Raw genomic sequence first — 19,028 nt, forward strand, 5'->3', positions numbered from 1 at the left:
GAACCGCACACCCGATGGACGAACCGTCCGCGAGAGGCGACCGCCACGCCAATCCGTCTCGGACCGTCCCGTCGGCACCGCACCGCTACCCCGTCGACGACCACGCCCGAGACAGCCGCGAGCGGGGTGCTCCCGAGCCACCTCGAACGGCCCGTGATGCCGGGTTCTGGCGGCGCCGGGCCTCTGCCGGGCGGTCTCAGGTGCGGACCAAATCGATTCCCCGACTGTCCCTCGTATGGATCTATCGTCGAGACCTCCTTCACCGGCGCGCCCCGCGGAGTTCTCCAGCTCCCCGGCGGCCGGTACGCGCTGGTGGCGTGACGCGGTCATATACCAGGTCTACGTGCGCAGCTTCGCCGATGCCGACGGGGACGGGGTCGGCGACCTGGCCGGAATCCGCAGCCGGCTCCCCTACCTCGCCGCGCTCGGCGTCGACGCTCTGTGGATCACGCCGTTCTACGAATCGCCGATGGTCGACGGCGGCTACGACGTCACGGACTACCGCTCGGTGGATCCTGCGTTCGGCACGCTCGCGGACGCCGTCGAACTGATCGAGGAGGCGCACCGGCTGGGCCTGCGGGTCATCGTCGACATCGTGCCCAACCACACCTCCGACCAGCATGTCTGGTTCCAGGAGGCGCTGGCCGCCGGGATCTCCGGTCCGGCGCGCGAGCGCTACGTCTTCCGGCCGGGGCGAGGAGCCTCCGGCGAACTGCCGCCCAACGACTGGGAGTCGGTCTTCGGCGGTCCCGCCTGGACCCGGCTGCCCGACGGGCAGTGGTACCTGCACCTGTTCGCTCCGCAGCAGCCCGACCTGAACTGGGAGCACCCGGACGTGCGCGCCGAGTTCGACGATGTCCTGCGATTCTGGCTGGACCTGGGCGCCGACGGATTCCGCATCGACGTGGCGCACGGCATGGTCAAGGCGGCCGGGCTGCCCGACGTCGGCGACGCGCCGCAGTCGCGGCTGCTGGGACGCGGCAAGGTGCCGTACTTCGACCAGGACGGAGTGCACGACATCCATCGAGGCTGGCGGCGGCTGCTCGACTCCTGTCCCGGGGAGCGGATCGGCGTCGCGGAGGCGTGGGCGCCGTCGCTCGATCGGCTGGCCAACTACGTCCGCCCGGACGAGCTGCACCAGGTGTTCAACTTCGACTACATGAGGACCGACTGGGACGCCGCCGAACTGCGCTCGGTGATCGAGAAGTCGCTGGCCTCGACCGGCTCAGTGGGCGCGCCCACCACCTGGGTGCTGTCCAACCACGACGTCCAGCGGCATGTCACCCGCTATGGCGGCGACGAGCTCGGACGGCGGCGGGCGCGGGCGGCGGCGCTGCTCACTCTGGCGTTGCCCGGCTCGGCGTACGTGTACCAGGGTGAGGAGCTCGGCCTGCCCGAGGTGCTCGACATCCCCGCCGAGCTGCTGACCGATCCGCAGTTGGAGAGTCTCAAGGGCGGCCGGGACGGTTGCCGCGTTCCGCTGCCGTGGTCCGGCAACGAGCCCCCGTTCGGGTTCGGATCGGGTGGCGGCTGGCTGCCGTCGCCGCCCGAATGGAAGTCGCTCACCGTGGAGGCGCAGTGGGACGAAGAGGCGTCCACGCTGACCCTCTACCGCAAGGCTCTCCGGATCCGGCGCGACCATTCCGCGCTGGGCGACGGTGAGCTGCGCTGGCTGGACGGGCCGCCGGACTGCCTGGTCTTCGAGCGCAGCGGTCAATCCGACGGCCCTCGAATGCTGTGCGCGGTGAACACCGGCGACCGGAGCGTCCAGATCCCAGTCCGCGGTTCGCTCCTGCTGAGCAGCGAGCCGATCCGTATGGAGGGCCCGAACGCGGTCCTGCCACCCGACACCGCCGCCTGGTGGAGTACTGAGCCCTCCGAGGAGCCGGACACGGGCGGCTGAACGCAGTCCCACCCGGCGGCGCGGCCCCGGACCGCACGAGGCGGCCCGGGGCCGGCGGTCGACCGCGGCTCCCGCCAGCCGGGGAGGCGGCGTCTTGATCGGGATCTCCGGAACAGGGGTGAGGGTGATGTACCAGAGGGCCGGAGCGGCAATGGCCTGCTGGAGCGGCTTGTCGTGCACGCCGGTCACGCGTCTGTTGTGAAGCAGAGTGCTCGGTGCCCGTTCTTTTCCGTCTTGAAGGCTGCCGTGACGCTTTCGGCTGGCTTACGGTGTTGAGCACCCTGGGTCCGGCACGGAGGGCGGGCGGTATGCGGGACGACGCGACGCGGAGCGGGCTCAGGAAGGTGCCGCTGAGCAGGCCCGAGCGGCGCGCGGAAGTGTTCGACGCCGTCCTCGCCCTGCTCTCGGAGGTCGGGTACGAACGGCTGACCATGGACTCGGTGGCCAGGCGCGCGCGGGTGGGCAAGGCGACGCTGTACCAGCGCTGGCCCACCAAGGCCCATCTGGTGATGGCCGCGATGGAGCGCTACCGGCCCGTGGTGTCCGGGCGGGACGCGGGCTCGTTCACCGAGGACATACGCCAGCTGCTGATGGCGTACGTCGCCAGCTGGTCCAGCCTGGACCGTGGGCTGGTCATCGCGCTGCTGGAGGGCAGCCGCCGGGACGCCGAGCTGGCCCGGCTGCGCCGCGAGCGGCTGGCCGATCCCGTGCGGCGCTCCATCGAGGCGGCGCTCGACCGGGCCCGGGAACGCGGCGAGATCCCCGGGCGGGTGGACGCCGGGCTGCTGGCCGATCTGCCCTTCGCGGTCATCCTGGGGCATGTGCTGATGCAGGACGAACCTCCAGGCCGCGAGCTGGTCGACCGGTTTGTGGACGGCATCCTGTCCCCCCTGCTGGACGTCCCCAACCTGCCGCAACCTCGCGTATAGAACGGATCCGTTCTACTTTCGAAGCGGATGCCGTCTCCTCCGGCGAGCCCGCCGCAAGCCGTCCCGCCGGGAGCGGCACAGCGCGAGTCTCCGAGGAAGGGATCTCGTCCCATGCGCGCTCCGCAGCCCCCCGCCTCCGTCCCCGCCCCGCTTCCCACGCGGCGCGACGACCCGCTCGACCCGCCACCGGCGCTCGGCCTGCTCCGCAGCGAGTCGCCCGTCTCCCCTCTGTCCTTCCCCGACGGCGCGACCGGCCTGCTGCTGACCCGGCACCGGGACGTCCGCGAGGTCCTGGCCGACGAGCGGTTCAGCGCCGACCGGGCGGAAGCATCCTCACCGATCAGGCGGCCCGCCTTCCGGCCCGAGGACCGGACCGGTTCGCTGCTGTTCATGGACCGGCCGGAGCACACCCGTTACCGGCGGCTGCTCACGCCGTTCTTCACCACCCGCCGGATGCAGGCCCTCGCGCCGCGCGTCGAGCGGATCGTCGCCGACCACCTCGACGCCCTGCGCGCCGCCGGCCCGCCCGCCGACCTGGTTCCGGCGTACACCCTGCCGATCCCGTCCCTGGTGATCTGCGAGCTGCTCGGCGTGCCCTACGCCGACCGCGCCCGCTTCCACGCCTGGTCGGCCGCCCTGCTCAGCGTCACCGCGGACGCCGGGCGGGTGGCGGAGGCCAGGGACGCGCTGCTGGAGTACATGCGGGACCTGGTGGTCGCCAAACGGCGCAGCCCGGACGACGCGCTGCTGGGCTCACTGATCACCTCCGGGGCCGGGCTGAGCGACGCCGAGCTCAGCGGCATCGGCCGGCTGCTGCTGGTCGCCGGGCACGAGACCACCGCCAACATGCTGGCGCTGGGCACCCTCACCCTGCTCACCCGTCCCGGCCAGCTGTCCGCGTTCCGCGCCGGCCCGCAGGCGGCCGGCCCCGCGGTCGAGGAGCTGCTGCGCTACCTGAGCATCGTCCAGTTCGGCGTCGTCCGGGTCGCCAAGGAGGACGTCGAGATCCACGGGCACCCGGTGCGCGCTGGGCAGACCGTCGTCCTGTCGCTGCCCGCCGCCAACCGCGACCCCGAGCACTTCGAGGATCCCGAGGAGCTGGACCTCACGCGGCCGCCGTCCCAGCATGTGGCGTTCGGCCACGGCATCCACCAGTGCCTCGGGCAGCAACTGGCCCGCGTGGAGATGCGCATGGCCCTCACCGCCCTGTTCGACGGGCTGCCCGGCCTGCGCCTCGCGGTGCCGCCCGACGAGGTGCCCATGCGGCACGACATGTTCGTCTACGGCGTCCACCGTCTCCCGGTGAGCTGGGAGCGGTGACCACCATGCGGATCGTCGCCGATCACGAACGCTGCCTCGGCGCGGGGCAGTGCGCCCTGTACGCGCCGAAGGTCTTCGACCAGTCCGACGAGGACGGAACCGTCGTGCTCCTCGCCGAGTCACCTCCCGGGGACCTGCACGAGACCGTCCGCCGGGCCGCCCTGATGTGCCCCAACCAGGTCATCAGCCTGCATGAGCAGGCGGCCGCCGATGCGACCTCGTCGGCGGAGACGCGTTCTCCATGACCAGCGCGCCCGAACGGCGGTGAGAAGCCCGGCTCGCCCTGCCCGAAGGCAGTGACGGCAGGCGTCACCGCTGTGCGCCGTGGGACGAGGGAAGGCGTCCGACCCGACCGGGTGGTTCCCGGGGAGTCGGACGCGGTCAGATGACGCCGGCTTCGGTCAGCCAGCGCCACAATTCGTCCTGGTGGACGACGGTGACGCCGAGCTTCTCGGCTTTGCCGGTCTTGGCGGCTCCGACGTTGGCTCCGGCGAGCAGGTAGTCGGTGCTGGCGGAGACCGAGGAGGCGGTCGTCGCGGCGGCCTGCTCGACCAGGCGGGTGACGTCCGGGCGGCTGATCTTCGCGCCGGAGCGGGGGTCGGTGAACGCGCCGGTGATGACGACCGACTTGCCCTTGAGGGGCGAGTCGCCCGCGGCGGCCGCGTCGAGGGGCCGGTCCTCGGGCAGGACGTCGAGGTTCACGCCGCGCTCGCGCAGCGCGGCGATCTCCTCCTGGACCTCCGGACGGGCGAAGAAGGCCACGATGCTCTCGGCGGCCTTGGGTCCGATGTCTCGGATGGCAACCAGGTCCTCGGCGGTCGCCGCCGCGACGTCCTCGATGCGCTCGTAGCCGGCCAGGCACAGGCGCTTGGCCGTGCCCTCGGAGGCCATCGGGATCGCCAGCCCGATCAGCGCGCGCCGCAGCCCCACGTCCTTGGACGACGCGATCGAGTCGACCATGTTCTGGGCGCTGACCTCGCCCATCCGCTCATAGCCCAGCAACTGCTCGGTCGTCAGGTCGTAGAAGTCGCTGCGGTGTTTGAGCACGCCGTCCTCGGCGAGCTTCTCGATCCAGACGTCGCCAACGCCCTCCATGTCGGCCGCCTGACGCGAGGCCCAGTGCATCAGCCGCCGCGTCGCCTGCGCCGGGCACTGAAGATTCACGCACCAGCGCTCCTCACCGGTGCCGCGGACCTCCAGTTCGGAGTCGCATGACGGGCAGTGCGTCGGCGGAACGATCTCGATCTCGCTCCCGTCGCGCCGCTCCGGCAGCGAGCGGCCCGCGAACGGGATCACGTCGCCGCGCCGCACGACCGCCACCGTGTCGCCGATCCGCAGGTCGCGCTCGCGGATCAGCCGGGGGTTGTGCAGGGTGATGTTCTCCACCGTCACGCCGCCGACGAACACCGGCGCGACCTTCGCGCGCGGCGGGACGCGGCCGATCTTGCCGACCGGCCACTGGACCGCCAGCAGCGTCGTCAGCTTCTCCTCCGGCGGGTACTTGAACGCGATCGCTCCGCGCGGCTCGGCGCTGTTGAACCCCGCCGCGTCGAACGCCGCCGGCTCGTGCAGCCGCACGACCGCGCCGTCGATGTCGTAGTCCAGACCGTCGCGGCGGCCGCCGATCTCCTCGATCGCGGCGATGACCTCCTCGGCGCCGGCGCCCACGTACTGGGCGACCGACTCGAAGCCCGCCGGGACATCGATCGCGACGCCGTCGCGGTCGGCGCCGAACGCGAAGAACCTCAGCACGCGCTTGGCCTTCACGGCCGCTTCGGGATCCTTGAGCACCAGCGTTCCGGCGGCTCCCGAGCGCGGGTTGGTCAGGATCCGCTCCGGGTGCGCCTCGTTGTAGGCCGTCCAGACCGACCGGAGCATCACCGCCTCGCCGCGGACCTCCACGCGCCCGGGCTCCTCGATCTCGGCCGGCAGGCCCGGGATCACGTGGCGCACCTTCTCGGTCACCAGTTCGCCGACCGCGCCGGTGCCGCGCGTGGCGACGTAGTCGAGCGTCCCGTCGGTGTAGACGACGCTGAGCGAGAGCCCGTCGAGCTTCTCCGACACGCGGAAGACCTGGCCGCCGAACCGCTCGCAGAACGTGCGGATCTGCTCCTCGCTCGTCGCCTTGGCCAGCGACAGCATCGGGCGCGCGTGGCGCACGGTCGGACCGGTCAGCTCCGCGGGCGCGTTGACCTTGCCGAGCGGGCTGTCGGCGGGCTCCAGCTCCGGATGCTCGGCGACGAGCGCGGCCAGCTCGTCCTTCAACGCGTCGTAGTCGGCGTCCGGCAGCGGGCTGTCGCCGGCGCCGTAGTACAGATCGTTCAGTCGCTTGACCTGGGCGGTCAGCTCGGCGATGCGCTCTCCAACGTCCACGCCTCGATTAAACGCGACGGCACCGACAACCGGCCGCTCCGCTCCCCCGCCGGAACCGCGATCTTCGCGTCAGACGACCTTGGCGCAGAGGACGCCTCGCCGGAAATCCCATGTCAGGGAGCCGCGGGGGCACCGGCTCTTGTGATAACCGGTGAACCGGAGGACGCGGCCGTATTCCTTTGGAAGGCCGCTCTTGCCGCATCTCCACGACGTCATCAGACCGTAGCCGCTGATGGCCGCCAGGCCCGGTTTGCTGCCCTTCTTGCCCAGGAAGCATTCACCGTTCCTGAACCGCCGTTCTAGACAGAGATAGGTTCTCTCGCCGTCGTGAGCCGGGGACTCCCAGTAGGACTCTCCGTTGAGCGGCTTGGCGTCGCACGCGCCGCTCGTCTTCTCCACGCCGGTGACCCTCAGGTAGGCGTCGCTCTCCCGGCAGGAGACGGCGCGGGGCATGCCCCCGAGCCACCCGCCGGGGTTCCAGGGGTCCCCGGACGCGTCCAAGCAGTCGTTGACCGAGATGTCGTCGAACGCCTTCCAGGTCTTGTCGGGGGTCGGACTCGGCCGGAGGCTGCTCCCCTCGCCCGTGGGACCGGTCGAGCGGCTCGTCGGCGAGGTCGACGCGGCGTCGGCGTTGTTCGAGCCCTTCGAGTCCCCCTTGCCGGCGACGACGATGAGCACGGCGATGAGCACGACCCCCGCGACCGCGGCCAGGACCATCGCGGCCTGCCTGGCCGGTGGACGCTCCCGCCGACGCTCCGCCCGCACCGGCGCCGGGCGCGGCGACGGGCTCGGCGACGGCGGGCGCGGGTCCGCGGGCGGCTGATCGCGCTCGGCCCGCGACGGGCGCGCTCCGCGTTCGCCCGTGCCGCCCTTCCTCGTGAAGACCTCGGTCTCGGCCACCCGCGAAGCGATCATGCTGGTGAACGTCTCCGGCAGGGGCATGCCCTCGTCCGCGACGAGCGCGGAGCAGCGGTCCAGGAACTCCCCGGTCGCCGGGCGGCCGCGCGGGTCCTTCTCCAGACCGGCCGCGATCAGCGGTCTCAGCGATGCCGGGACGTCCGCCAGGTCCGGGTTCTGGTGGCGGACCCGGTAGCCGAGGGCCTCGGGCGGCCCTTCGCCGAAGGGATGGCGGCCGGTCGCGGCGAAGGCCAGCACCGCGGCGAGGCAGAACACGTCGCTGGCCGGTTCGAGGTCGCCGCCCAGGAACTGTTCGGGCGACATGTAGCCGGGCGTGCCCACCAGGGTCAGGCTCTGGGTGGGCGCGTCCATCGCGCGCGCGATGCCGAAGTCGATGATCCGCGGCCCGTCCTGGGCCAGCAGGACGTTCCCCGGCTTGAGGTCCCGGTGGATCACGTTCTGCTCGTGCACCGCCCGGAGCCCTTCGGCGAGCCCCGCGCCGAGCGCCGCCACCGAGATCTCGGGCAGCGCGCCGTTCTCCTCGACGGCGTCCTGCAGCGACGGCCCCGCTATGTACTCCGTGACCAGCCACGGCGGGTCGGCGTCGGCATCGGCGTCGATCACCTGCGCCGTGTAGAAGCCCTTGATGCGGCGCGCCGCCGCGATCTCCTTCGTGAACCGGCGCCGGAACACCGCGTCGTCGGAGAAGTGAGGGTGGACGACCTTCACCGCCACCAGCCGCCGGCCCTGGGACCGGCCCAGGTAGACCTGACCCATCCCGCCCGCTCCCAGCCGCGCCAGCAGCCGGTACGGCCCGACCCGTTCCGGATCGGCGGCCCTGAGCGCCCTGAGTCCCGTGCCGGACATCTCACCTGCCCCAGGTTCGTCGAACATCATCGTCTTCTCGAGGACGAGCCCGGTGACGGCGGTCGTCCGGTGGCAGCGCCCGCGGCGCGGCCCCTGCGTCTTCCCGTGCCGGAGCCGGGGCCATTCTGCGCGGCGGTCATCGTTGATCACAGCTCTTACACGAGGTCTTTGTCGACGGATCGCCCGTTGCTGGCTTTGCCGGGGTCCGGGACGGGCCGCGCCCCGGCGCCCGGAACCCGCCGGGGGGCGGCGCGGAGCGCTCGCTACGCTTGGCGCGCATCCGTGATCTGCTGGAGTTGAGAGCGCATGACGTCGGTCGACGACCCGGTCCTCACCGCCATACGCTGCGCCGACGCGGACGGGCTCGCGGCCGCGCTCGATCCGTCGCGGTGCCCGCCCGCCACCTTGCGGCTCCTCGTCCGGCACGAGGACGCACGCCTGCGGGCCCTCGGCCTCGTGTGCCTCGCCGAACGCCTTGAGGCGGGACGGGATGAGGACCGTTCCGAGCTGGCCGAGTTCGCCGCGTCGTTGCCCGGAACCGTCGACGGTTCGCCGGAGGCGTCCCTGGCCCTGGCGCACCTTCGTCCGCGCTTGCGCTCCCACCTCCGGGACCGGCCCTGGCCGCAGTGGCGGAAGGCGGATCTGCCGGTCCGGATCCAGATCGCGTGGCTGAGCGCCGAGATCGCCGACCGGCCGGAGACCGTGCGGGACGAGCCCCCGGGCGAGCTGCTCTACCAGGCCGTCCGCACGATCGGCGTGTCCGACGTCGACGAACCCGAGCGCCTCGCCCGGGAGCTGATGGGGCGGCTCGACCCCGTGCTGCGGTCGGAGGCTCTGCGGGTCACCCGCGAGGCCCTGCGCGCGGGGCTGCTGGCGCCCGAGCGAGCCCGGACCCTCGTGGTGGGGCTCACCGGGACGATCGCCGGGGAGCCCGCCGCGAGCGCCGCCGCGGCCGGCGTCGCCGCGGCGGCGCTGCGTGAGCTGTCCGAGCCCTGGGCCGCGTTGGATCCGCTGCCGCAGGAGCACCTCTACCGGTTCCTCGAAGGCGGGCCGGGCGACGCCGTCCCCGCGGTGGCCGCCGCGGCGATCGAAGCCGCGGCCCGCCATGGGCATCAGGACCTGCTCCGTGACGTGGCCGCCGACCGAGGGCGGCCTCCAGGGCTCCGTCAGCGGGCTCTGGAGCTGCTCGGAGACCTCGCGAGCCGCGACGACATCGGCGATCTCGTGAGCATCGCCGCCACCGACCCGCTCCTGCTCGCCGCGCCGGTCACGCGATGCCTGCGCGGGCTGCACCGGCGCGGGCACTTCCCGGCGGGCGACGCCGTCCCGGCGATCGTGCGCCTGGCCGTCGCCGACCACTCGGTGCCCGCGGACGACGTCGCCACCGTCCTGTTCACGTCCCGGCAGGAGACGCTCAAGGAGCTGATGGGCGCGGATGCGGACGATCCGCACTGGCCGCGCCGGCTGGAGCTCCTGGTCGCTCTGGCCGCTCAGGGCACCGGGGACCTGCCGGTGGGCGAGAAGGTCACTGACCTGCTGCGCTCCGCGCCGGATGCCCGGCCGTTCCTGCGGGCGATCCGCGCGCTGCGCCACACGGCCGCCGAAGAGGCCGTCATCGCCGCGCTGCCCAGGTCGCCCGCCGCAGCGGTGGAGGCCCTCGAAGCCGTGGGCGGAGCCCGGACGGTCACCGCCCTGCGAGACGGTCTGGGCCTGGACGGGCCCGAAGGCAGCGTCGCGGTGGTGCCTCACCTGCGGCCCGTGCGCCACCGGGCCCTGGAAGTGCTGTGGCATCTCACCGAGGACCCCGACCAGCGAAGGTCGATCCTGGTCCGGCTCGCCCCGCGGGATCTGCCGGGCCGGATCGCCGCGGATCTCGGCGGCCCGGACGAACGGGAACTGGCGCTGCTCCGCGCGGGCCTGGACCCGGAGAAGCCGGTCGAGGCCCTGTGCAGGCTGGCGCGCAACGCCGGCTCCGAGACCGTGCCGGCCGTCGCCGACCTCCTGCTGCGGGTGGTGGCCGATCTCGCGGCGTCCTGGGCGCCGGGCGCGTCCGCAGATGCCACCGAGCCGGCGGTGCCGCAGGAAGTCGTCGCGGCCGTCCGCGACCTCGGCGGCCGCCTCCACGAGAGAGGAAAGATCAGGCCGCGCTGTCTTCTGGACGCCGCGGACGCGCGTGAGGCGGGCGAGGCGCTCGTCGCCGGCATCGCGCTCGATCTGCTGGACCGCCCTGACCTGACGGCGGCTGAACAGATGGTGCTGCTCAGCCTGCTCCTGCAGATCTCCCATCGCGGGATCAGGGCACGGGTGCATCCACTGCTGCGCCACCGTGACCGCCATGTCCGCAAGCACGTGATCGCGCTCCTCGCCCGCGACGCCGACGGCGAGGACGCGCAGGCGCTGTCGGCGAGCCTGATCCCGCTCACCGCCGCCTCCGACGTACAGACCGCGCGGCAGGCGCTGCTCGCGCTCGGGCACGCGCGCGCGTGCTGGGCCGCGGCGGCGATCGCCGCCTGCCTCGACCACCCCAACATGAACGTCAAGAAGACCGCCGCGAACGCGCTGGTCCACGCCGGGGCCCCCGCGGCAGTGCCGAAGCTGCTGTTCTGGCTCGGAAGGCACGACAACCCCGGCCTGCAAAGCGCGCTCGTCGCGGCATTGCGGACGATCCTCGGCGACGCCTACGCCGCGACCGTCGTCGCCGCCGCCGACCGCGCCGCCGACGACCGCGCCGCCGACGACCGCACCCGTGCCCTCCTGGCGGCGGGGCTCGACGGGGCGCTGTCCGCCCGTGCCGTCGGAGCCCTGGCCGACCAGGGGTCGCCGGCCGGGGCGGCCCTGCTCTCGCTCGCCGCCGCACGCCGGCTCACCCTTGGATCGGGTACGGCCGCGGAGCTGGCGGACCGGATGGCGGCCCACGGCATCACGCCACCGAGCCGTCGGCAAGAACCGCAGACCGCCCTGCCGGACGCTGAGATCGACGCCCTGGTGGACCGCGGCTGGAACACCGAGATCGCACGCCGCCTCGCCGGAAGGGTCGATCGGGATTCCGCCGAGCCGACCGCCGAACGGCTGAGCCTGCTCCGGCCGATGCTGGAACGCTGGCTGGAACTGGCCGCCGAGGAGCCGGAACAGCGCGGCCGGGTCCTGCGGCTCGTGTCGCGTCTCTGCCCCCCGCCGTGGACGGCCGGTGAGTCGGAGGCCTTCGCCCGGTCCGCGCGGACACTCGTGGCGGGGCTGGCCGACATCGGCGACGCTCATCGCGACCGCCTTCTCGCGCTGCTGGAGGACGCGGTCGGGCGGCTGCCCTCCACCAGCGGGTTCGACATCGCCGCTCGGATCCGCGCGCTGCCCCAGGAGGCCGTGGGAGGCCGGTCCCTCCTCGTGCTGCTGCGCCGGTGCGGCGCGGTGCTGACCCGCACCGATCTCTGGCGGGCGCTGGCCGCCGCCCGCGCGGGCGCGAACCCGTGGCTGGCGGAGGTGGAGGTGTTGCGCGAGGCGTTCGGGGCGGCAGGACGGGCCGCCGCCGCGAGCGGTCGCGCCGAGACGTCCGAGCCTCCCGCCGTGAGCCGGTGGCGGGACGCCCTGTCCGCGGCCGCCCGAACCCCTGACGGCCTCCGGCGATTCCGCGTCACGGACCGGCCCGCCGACCTCGGCGACAGCCCGATCGGTTCGAGGGACCGGCTCCACGCACTGATCGAGGTGTTCGTCGAAGCCGACACGGAGGTGCGCGGGCCTCTGCTGGACTGGATGATCGAGTTGCAGCCCCTCGACGCACCGCCGTGGACCATCGCGGAGGACGCCCGCCGGTCCGCGCCGGACCGCGCGTCTCGTGCCGGTGACCGGGACCAGCCCCGTTCGACGGTTCAGCGTGAGCGCCTCCTGAGGCTGCTGGAAGATCCCGCGCGGGACCGGCGCGAAGCCGCCGCCCGCGCCATCCTGGGCTGGCCCGAACCCGAGTTCCGGCTCGCGGTCCTGCACGCCTTCCTCGACGGCCGGGTAGATCTCGCCGTCTCCGGCGACCTCGCGCAGGCCCTGACGCTCGTGAGCGAGACCGAACTGCGCCGGGCCGCAGACCGCGACTCCGGCGGCGACGCGGTTCGCGAACGGATCGCCCGCGTCGCCTCCCATCTGGATCCGCCGGACGTGGACCGGTTCATCCCGCTGCTGGCGGCATGGTGGGAGCACGGCGGACGCTCCCTCCACACGTCCGCCGGCCGAGCGTTGCGCAAGGCGGACCCCGACGTCCTGGCCGAGGCCCTGTCCGGCCGGCTCGACAACGGAGACTGGGGCCTGGTCGATCTCGTCTCCGGCGTCGCGCTGCTGCGCACCCCCACGCTGGCGCGGGCGCACCGGCGCCTACGCGAGGAGGGACGCCACGACCTCGCGGACAAGCTCGTGCTGGTGGACGAGCCGCTGCGCCGTCCCGGCGCGGCCGAGCAGGACTCCGCCGCTCTCTCGGCGCTCCGGAGCCGGCCGGCCGTCCCGGAGGCCGCGCGACGGCCGGCCCGCGCGGACCTGTTCCGGCTGGCCCGTACGGGCGGCCCCGAGCAGATCCGCCGGGCGCTGACCCTGCTCGCCGAGAGTCACGACGACGACCCCGCACGCACGCGCCGGCACGGCGCGGACCTGACCGCGGACCCCGATCCGGAGTTCAGGGAGCTGCTGGCCGAGTCGCTCGGCCATCCCGAGGCCCGGGTGCGCCTCCACGCCCACCGGATCTCCCGGAAGGCGATGGACCGCGAGGACTACCTCGAACACACCGTGCTGCTGCTGGACGACCGGCAACCCGACATCGTGCGCTCAGCGGTCAAGACCTTGTGCCACGCGGCGTGGAAGCCGGCCGTCCCGGCGCTGGTCGGCCTGCTCACGCACTCCCACCCGGCCGTCCGGAGGGCCGTCTCCGACGGGCTCGTCCTTCTCGGGGCGCCGACGGTCCCCGCCCTCAGGCACGCCGCCGGCAAGGCGCGCCCGGACAAGCGGCACATCTACACCACAGTGCTCGACAGAATCACCGAAGCTCAGGACGGGGCGGCGGCCGGTCCGCGGACCCTTGCCGGACCTTCGGCCCGCAGGTCCTGAACTCGTCGATCACCGCCGCGTCCCGCCCGGTCGCTACTGCTGCTGCCGCATCCAGCGTTCGGACTTGCGCCATCCCTCTCGGCAGGCGGCCAGGAAGGCATCGCGTCCCGCCGGGAACGACCCGCCTCCCTCAACTCCCTGCCGGTAGGACTTCTCGCAGAAGTCCGACGGAGCGTTCTCGCCCATGGTGACGCGCATGCCCGCGGCCATCTGCGCCATCCTCGTGAACGTGTAGCGCTTGCCGTCCGGATCGATCATCACGATCTGCCTGCTGTTGGTGATCTTGGGGTCGGACGGCGTGGCCCGCGGCGGCGACGGCCGGGCGCTCGTGGGCGGCGCCGCGGAGGGCGGCGGCGCATCGGTCGTGCCCCCGGAGGGCGTGCTCGCGGCGGGCGCGGAGGAGGAGCCGGCCGCCGCGTTCCCGCCGTCGCCGTCGCACGCGGCGGCGCCGATGAGGAGCAGGCCGCTCACGGCCAGTCGGATCGCGATCGTTTTGGTCACGGGGAGCTCCGAGAAGAGAAGACAACGGAAGGACACTGGAGGAACACGCGTCTGTCTGACGGTCGCCCGCAGGGGAAAGGTTCGCGCCATTATCGGGATCCGAGCAGGGCGCACCTGGAAAACCAGATGCGCGGGCGCGGGGCCGCAGGTTACATGGCCGGAATGGAGGAGCACCCGCTGCCGGGCGGCAGGCACGTGGGCGGGGTCCGCATCGGTGACACCGTGCACCGTCCCGCGAATCCCTGGACGTCCACCGTGCACGCCGTGCTGCGCCACCTGGAAACGGTGGGGTTCGAAGGCGCGCCCCGGGTGCTGGGGTACGACGGGCAGGGGCGCGAGGTCCTGACGTTCCTGCACGGCGACACCATCGGTGAACGCCACCCCTGGCCGGCGTGGCCTCATTCGGACGGAGCCCTGCGGCAGGCGGCCGCGTGGATGCGGCGGCTGCACGACGCGACGGCGTCCTTCGTCCCCCCGGAGGACGCGACCTGGTTCGCGGGGCAGAACTGGCGGCCCGGACTGGTCATCGGCCATCACGACGCCTCGCCGTACAACGTGGTGTGGACCGAGGCCGGCGGCCTCGCCGGGTTCGTCGACTGGGACACGGCAGGCCCCTCCTCGCGCGAGTTCGACCTGGCGCACCTGGCCCTGACCTGGGTGCCGCTCCAGGCCCGGCACGTCGCCGAGTTCCAGGGGTTCACGGCGTTCGAGGACAGATCCCGGCGTCTGCACCTCCTGCTGGACGGCTACGGCTACGAGGGCGACCGCGCGGCCTTCGCGGGCGTCGTCGCCGGCCGGGCCCGCCGCCAGGCAGGCGTCATCCGCCGCCTGGTCGACGCCGGCCAGACCGCGCTGCGGCCGTTCGCCGAGCAGCTGGAGCAGGCCGCGACCGAGGTCGAGGCACTCCCCGCCTCCTTCTGGCGCGCCTAGGAGACCATCTCCGTCACCTCGGGCCGCGGTCGATCGTGCGCTGTCCCCCCGCCCATGTCGCTCGCCATCCCTCATTGTTGGCACGACCAACAGTTTCGGATAGAGTTGGCAGCACCAACGTTGGCAATACCAACGAAGTGGCGATCTCTGGAGTCAGAGCATGATCAAGCCGTTCCGCATCGACATCCCCCAGGCCGACCTCGACGACCTGACCGACCGGCTCTCCCGCACCCGCTGGCCCAACGAGGTCGCCGACGCCGGGTGGGACTACGGCTTCCCGCTGGCGCGGCTCAAGGAACTGGCCGAGCACTGGCGCACCGGCTACGACTGGCGCGAGCACGAGGCGCGGCTCAACGAGCTTCCGCACTTCACCACCGAGATCGAGGGACAGAACATCCACTTCGTGCACGTCCGGTCGCCGAGGCCGGACGCGCTCGCGCTGGTCCTCACCCACGGCTGGCCCGGCTCGTTCCTAGAGTTCCTCGACGTGATCGAGCCGCTGTCCCGCGACTTCCACCTGGTGATCCCGTCCCTTCCCGGGTTCGGCTTCTCCGGCCCGACCCACGAGCGCGGCTGGGACGTCGTCAGGATCGCGCGGGCCTGGGCCGAGCTGATGCGCCGTCTCGGATACGAGCGCTACGGCGCGCAGGGCGGCGACTTCGGATCGGGCGTCTCCTTGGCGCTCGGCGCCGTCGCCCCCGAGCGGGTCGTCGGCGTCCACGTCAACTACCTGCCGACCCGGCCGGCCCCGGACGCCGGCATCGAACTGTCCGAGGCCGACGAGGCCCGGCTGGCCAAGGTCAGGCAGCTGATGGCGAACCGTCCGCCCTTCCAGGCGCTGCAGGCCCTCACCCCGCAGACCATCGGCTACGCGCTGACCGACTCGCCGGTCGGCCAGCTGGCCTGGATCGCCGAGCGCTTCGCGGAGTGGACGGACCCTCGCTCGCAGATCGACGACGACCGGATGCTCACCGACGTCTCGCTGTACTGGCTCACCGCCACCGCGGCCTCCTCGGCGCGGCTGCACCACGACGCCCCGCGGCGGACCGAGCCGTGCCGGGCGCCGGTCGGCGTGGCGGTCCTCCCGCGCGACATCACGCAGTCGGTGCGGCCGCTGGCCGAGCGGCTGTACGACATCAGGCACTGGTCGGAGTTCGAACGCGGCGGCCACTTCGCCGCGATGGAGGTGCCGGAGCCGTTCGCCGAGGACGTCCGCGACTTCTTCCTCGCCCTCGCCAAGGACGACGATCCGGTCGCCACCCGCTAGGGACGCCGACAGCCGCGAACCCCTCGGCCCGGGAGTTCGCGGCCGATCGCCCGGCCTGGGGCCGGTCGGCCTCATGCGGAGGTCAGGGGCCGAGGCGTTCGGTGAAGACGTGGTTGCGGTCCGCGCGGCTGCCGGGGGTGCGGCCGCGGCCCCAGCCGACGATGCGCCGGTAGTCGCCGAACGCGTCGGCCAGCGCGTCCTCGTCGGTGTGGGGCGAGCCCTCCGGGGCCGGACCCGTGAACGGCGCGACGTAGAGGGCGTCCGTCGGGCAGTGGGCCTCGCACATGAAGCACGTCTGGCAGTCGCTCTGCCGGGCGATCACCGGAACGCCGTCCGGACCGCGGTCGAACACGTCCGTCGGGCACACCTTGACGCACACGTCGCACCGCACGCAGCGCCCCGCGCTCACCACCTCGATCATGCCGGCGCCTCCTGGGGCTCGGGGGCCGTCCACGGTTCGTCCAGGCCGCCGACGAGGCGCCGGTGCTCGTACCGCGGCAGTTGCGGGAGGCCCTCCAGCCGGTGCATGCCCCGGGACTCGGGACGGGCCAGAGCGGCGCGGTAGCTCCACCGGGCGTGCGCCGTCATCGCCGCCGCCGACCTCGCGCGGAGGCGTTCGCGACCGGTTCCGGCGATGCCCTGGGACGTGATCCGCTCCCACAGCGCGTCGAGGACGGCCAGCGAGGCGCGAAGCCCGTCCCGCGTCCGGAAGAGGTTGCGGTCGAGCGGCAGCATCTCGTCCTGCACGGCCCTGATGACGGTCGCCGCGTCGAGCCGTCCGGGGCGCAGGCCGGCGCGCCCGGCCGGGACGGCGTGGGGACGCGCCCGTCCCACCGCGAACTCGGCGGCTCCGCGGCCGGCCCAGGTGCCCGACGAGATCGCCCATGCCCCGTTGTAGGCGCCGCCCCCGCTGACGGCGCCGGACACCAGTTCCCGCGTCGCGACGTCGCCGGCGGCGTACAGGCCGGGGACGGTCGTCGCGCAGTCGTCGCCGACGATCCGCAGGCCGCCCGTCCCGCGAACCGTGCCCTCCAGCACCATGCGCAGCTCGTACCGGTCGCGGAAGGGGTCGATCCCCGCCTTGTCCAGTGGCAGGAAGTAGTTCGGCTGGGCCTGGCGCATCGCCTCGTGGAGCTGCGGGGGCGCCCTGTCCAGCCGCGCGTACACCTTCTCCCCCGCCGCGAGCCGCTCCGCGACGCGGATCCTGGCACCGAGCGGATCCGGCACGTCGATCGGGACGCCGCGTTCGGTGTAGTACGTCGCGAACTGCATCATCAGGCCCTTGGTGTGCGAACCGTGCGCCGGCGAGAACGCGTAGGCGCTGGAGAACTCCATGCCCGACAGCTCGGCGCCCAGTTCGGCGGCCATCAGGTGCCCGTCCCCGGTGTCGACGTTGGTGCCGAACGCGCCGGACAGGAACGCGCAGCCTCCGGTGGCGAGGACGACCGCGCCCGCGCGGACGGTCCAGGTCTCGCCGCCCTTCTGGCGGGCGATGCCGGACGCGCCGGCCGCGACGCCCCAGTCGTCCACGAGCAGGCGCAGGGCGGGGTGGTGATCGAGGATCGTCACGCCCGATCTGTGCACCCGGCGCCGCATCCGCTTCATGTACTCGGGCCCCTGGAGGCTGCCCCGCCGCTCGACCCCGTCCTCGTCGACGGGGAACGGGTATCCGAAGGAGGCGAGGTCGTCGACCCGGCGGTAGGTCTCGTCCAGGACGCGCGCCATGGTGCGGCGGTCGGCGAGCCGGCCGCTCTGCTCGAAGCGCCCGTCGACCGCCCGTGCCCGCGCCTCCCCGTCCGGCGGGACGTGCCAGAGGTTGTTGCCGCCCGACGCGGTCGGCCCGCTGGTGCCGCAGTAGCCCTTGTCCGCGAGGACGACCCTGGCCCCGGCGCCGGCCGCGGCGAGCGCCGCCCACGCCCCGGCGGGCCCGCCGCCGAGGACGAGGACGTCGGTGTCCTGCGGGGTCACGGCCTGGCCCCGGGCGCCAGCCAGGATTCGAGGGCGTAGTCCTTCTTGATCAGCGCCTGCTGGACGAGGAACGTCTTGGTCCCTTCGAGCAGCTTCAGCCCCTCCGCCGGGAAGGGCTCGTCGGGCAGCTGGTCCTTCAGCGTCGTCTTGACCGAGACGTCGGCGGCGTAGCCGCCGGTCCGCGCCACGTAGGCGGTGTAGCCGGGCCAGTCCGCCTTGGCGACCCGCGCGGCCTTGGTCTCGGCCTTCTGCCACACCTGGACGATGTCCTTGTGTCCCGCCAGGTACTTCTCCGTCACGACGGTGACGGACGTCCCGAGCAGGTCCGGATGGTCCCGGGACGCGATGTCGATCGACTTGTAGCCCTTCTGCTCCTGCGCGACCTGGTCGGCGGAGACCAGGCCTCCCGCGTCGATCGAGTTCTTCTCCAGCGCCGCGACGATCGCGGGCGTGTACATGTGGATGATCTCCTTCGGCTTCACCCCGGCCTGCTTCAGGGCGCCGAGCAGGTAGCGGTGGATGTAGGAGCCCGTCTGGACGCCGATCCGCTTGCCCTCCAGGTCCTTGAGGGACGCCGGTCCGCCCTCCTTCCGGGCGACGATCGCGGCGTCCAGGCGGATCGAGTTGAGCGACAGCAGCCGGGTCGGCAGGCCCTGCCCCCGGCCGATGAGGGCAGGGGTGTCGCCGTATTGGCCGATGTCGAGGGAGCCTCCGGCGAGGGCCTGGTTCAGGTCGGGGCCGTTCGGGAACGTCGCGACCTTGATCTTGGTGATGCCGGCGGCCTTCAGCTCCGGCAGCAGCTCGCCGCGCTGGTCGAGGAAGCCGACGGCGCGGGTCAGCTTGTTGCCGACCCCCGACCCGATCACTCCGATGCGGAGCGTCCCGGAGCCGCTGTCGGCCTCGGAGGAGCCGCACGCCGTCGCGGCGAGGACGAGGAGGCCGGCGGCCAGAACTCGGGGGAATCTCACGGTGTCGCCTTTCATGGGGGTCGTTC

At 73.0% G+C, this 19,028-nt stretch carries 13 protein-coding genes; 7 read left to right on the top strand and 6 right to left on the bottom strand.

Annotated features, from left to right (window positions below; all coding sequences use genetic code 11):
• Nucleotides 1-235 precede the first annotated feature (235 nt).
• The 4 genes from AB0C87_RS16920 to AB0C87_RS16935 all read left to right on the top strand — a co-directional run bounded on the left by AB0C87_RS16920 (nt 236) and on the right by AB0C87_RS16935 (nt 4,397).
• Nucleotides 236-1,903 (top strand): glycoside hydrolase family 13 protein, encoded by a 1,668-nt coding sequence (locus AB0C87_RS16920; protein ID WP_360578322.1) that lies wholly within the window; start codon nt 236-238, stop codon nt 1,901-1,903.
• 308 nt (nt 1,904-2,211) lie between these two features.
• A complete protein-coding gene (locus AB0C87_RS16925) occupies nt 2,212-2,832 on the top strand; it encodes a TetR/AcrR family transcriptional regulator (RefSeq protein WP_360578324.1) in 621 nt (206 codons plus the stop codon).
• A gap of 111 nt (nt 2,833-2,943) precedes the next feature.
• Entirely contained in the window at nt 2,944-4,152 is a 1,209-nt protein-coding gene (locus tag AB0C87_RS16930) for a cytochrome P450 (RefSeq protein ID WP_360578326.1), read from the top strand.
• A gap of 5 nt (nt 4,153-4,157) precedes the next feature.
• Nucleotides 4,158-4,397: a ferredoxin gene (locus tag AB0C87_RS16935; protein WP_360578502.1), complete on the top strand. Its 240-nt coding sequence runs from the start codon at nt 4,158-4,160 to the stop codon at nt 4,395-4,397.
• 136 nt (nt 4,398-4,533) lie between these two features.
• On the opposite strand, the gene ligA is transcribed toward AB0C87_RS16935, so the two are convergent.
• Together ligA and AB0C87_RS16945 are read right to left on the bottom strand one after the other, a co-directional pair.
• A complete protein-coding gene (gene ligA, locus AB0C87_RS16940; protein WP_360578327.1) occupies nt 4,534-6,525 on the bottom strand; it encodes an NAD-dependent DNA ligase LigA in 1,992 nt (663 codons plus the stop codon).
• A 69-nt stretch (nt 6,526-6,594) separates the two neighbouring features.
• Nucleotides 6,595-8,439 (bottom strand): serine/threonine-protein kinase, encoded by a 1,845-nt coding sequence (locus AB0C87_RS16945; protein ID WP_360578329.1) that lies wholly within the window; start codon nt 8,437-8,439, stop codon nt 6,595-6,597.
• Nucleotides 8,440-8,595: 156 nt separating this feature from the next.
• Between AB0C87_RS16945 and AB0C87_RS16950 the strand changes: the two genes are divergently transcribed.
• Nucleotides 8,596-13,368, top strand: coding sequence for a HEAT repeat domain-containing protein (locus AB0C87_RS16950; RefSeq protein WP_360578331.1), 4,773 nt, complete (start codon nt 8,596-8,598; stop codon nt 13,366-13,368).
• Nucleotides 13,369-13,401: 33 nt separating this feature from the next.
• Here the strand turns inward: AB0C87_RS16950 and AB0C87_RS16955 are convergent, their stop codons facing one another.
• A complete protein-coding gene (locus AB0C87_RS16955) occupies nt 13,402-13,869 on the bottom strand; it encodes a hypothetical protein (protein ID WP_360578333.1) in 468 nt (155 codons plus the stop codon).
• 153 nt (nt 13,870-14,022) lie between these two features.
• Here AB0C87_RS16955 and AB0C87_RS16960 point away from each other — a divergent pair, with 153 nt between their 5' ends.
• Together AB0C87_RS16960 and AB0C87_RS16965 are read left to right on the top strand one after the other, a co-directional pair.
• Complete coding sequence (locus tag AB0C87_RS16960) at nt 14,023-14,799, top strand: phosphotransferase (protein ID WP_360578335.1); 777 nt, start codon at nt 14,023-14,025, stop codon at nt 14,797-14,799.
• A gap of 160 nt (nt 14,800-14,959) precedes the next feature.
• Nucleotides 14,960-16,066 (top strand): epoxide hydrolase family protein, encoded by a 1,107-nt coding sequence (locus AB0C87_RS16965; RefSeq protein ID WP_360578337.1) that lies wholly within the window; start codon nt 14,960-14,962, stop codon nt 16,064-16,066.
• 82 nt (nt 16,067-16,148) lie between these two features.
• Here AB0C87_RS16965 and AB0C87_RS16970 read toward each other — a convergent pair whose 3' ends face one another.
• Genes AB0C87_RS16970 through AB0C87_RS16980 form a run of 3 tightly spaced genes read right to left on the bottom strand, consistent with a single transcriptional unit; the run spans nt 16,149 to nt 19,002 of the window.
• On the bottom strand, nt 16,149-16,487 hold the full coding sequence (locus AB0C87_RS16970; RefSeq protein ID WP_345172210.1) for a ferredoxin family protein: 339 nt from the start codon (nt 16,485-16,487) through the stop codon (nt 16,149-16,151).
• Nucleotides 16,484-18,034, bottom strand: a complete 1,551-nt coding sequence (locus AB0C87_RS16975) for an FAD-binding protein (protein ID WP_345172207.1) — start codon at nt 18,032-18,034, stop codon at nt 16,484-16,486. Before AB0C87_RS16975 ends, AB0C87_RS16970 begins: the two co-directional genes overlap by 4 nt.
• Nucleotides 18,031-19,002: an ABC transporter substrate-binding protein gene (locus AB0C87_RS16980; RefSeq protein ID WP_345172205.1), complete on the bottom strand. Its 972-nt coding sequence runs from the start codon at nt 19,000-19,002 to the stop codon at nt 18,031-18,033. The genes AB0C87_RS16975 and AB0C87_RS16980 overlap by 4 nt, the downstream gene beginning before the upstream one ends.
• Nucleotides 19,003-19,028: the final 26 nt, after the last annotated feature.

Origin of the sequence: Actinomadura sp. NPDC048021 (assembly GCF_040653135.1) — a bacterium.
GTDB lineage: Bacteria > Actinomycetota > Actinomycetes > Streptosporangiales > Streptosporangiaceae > Spirillospora > Spirillospora verrucosospora.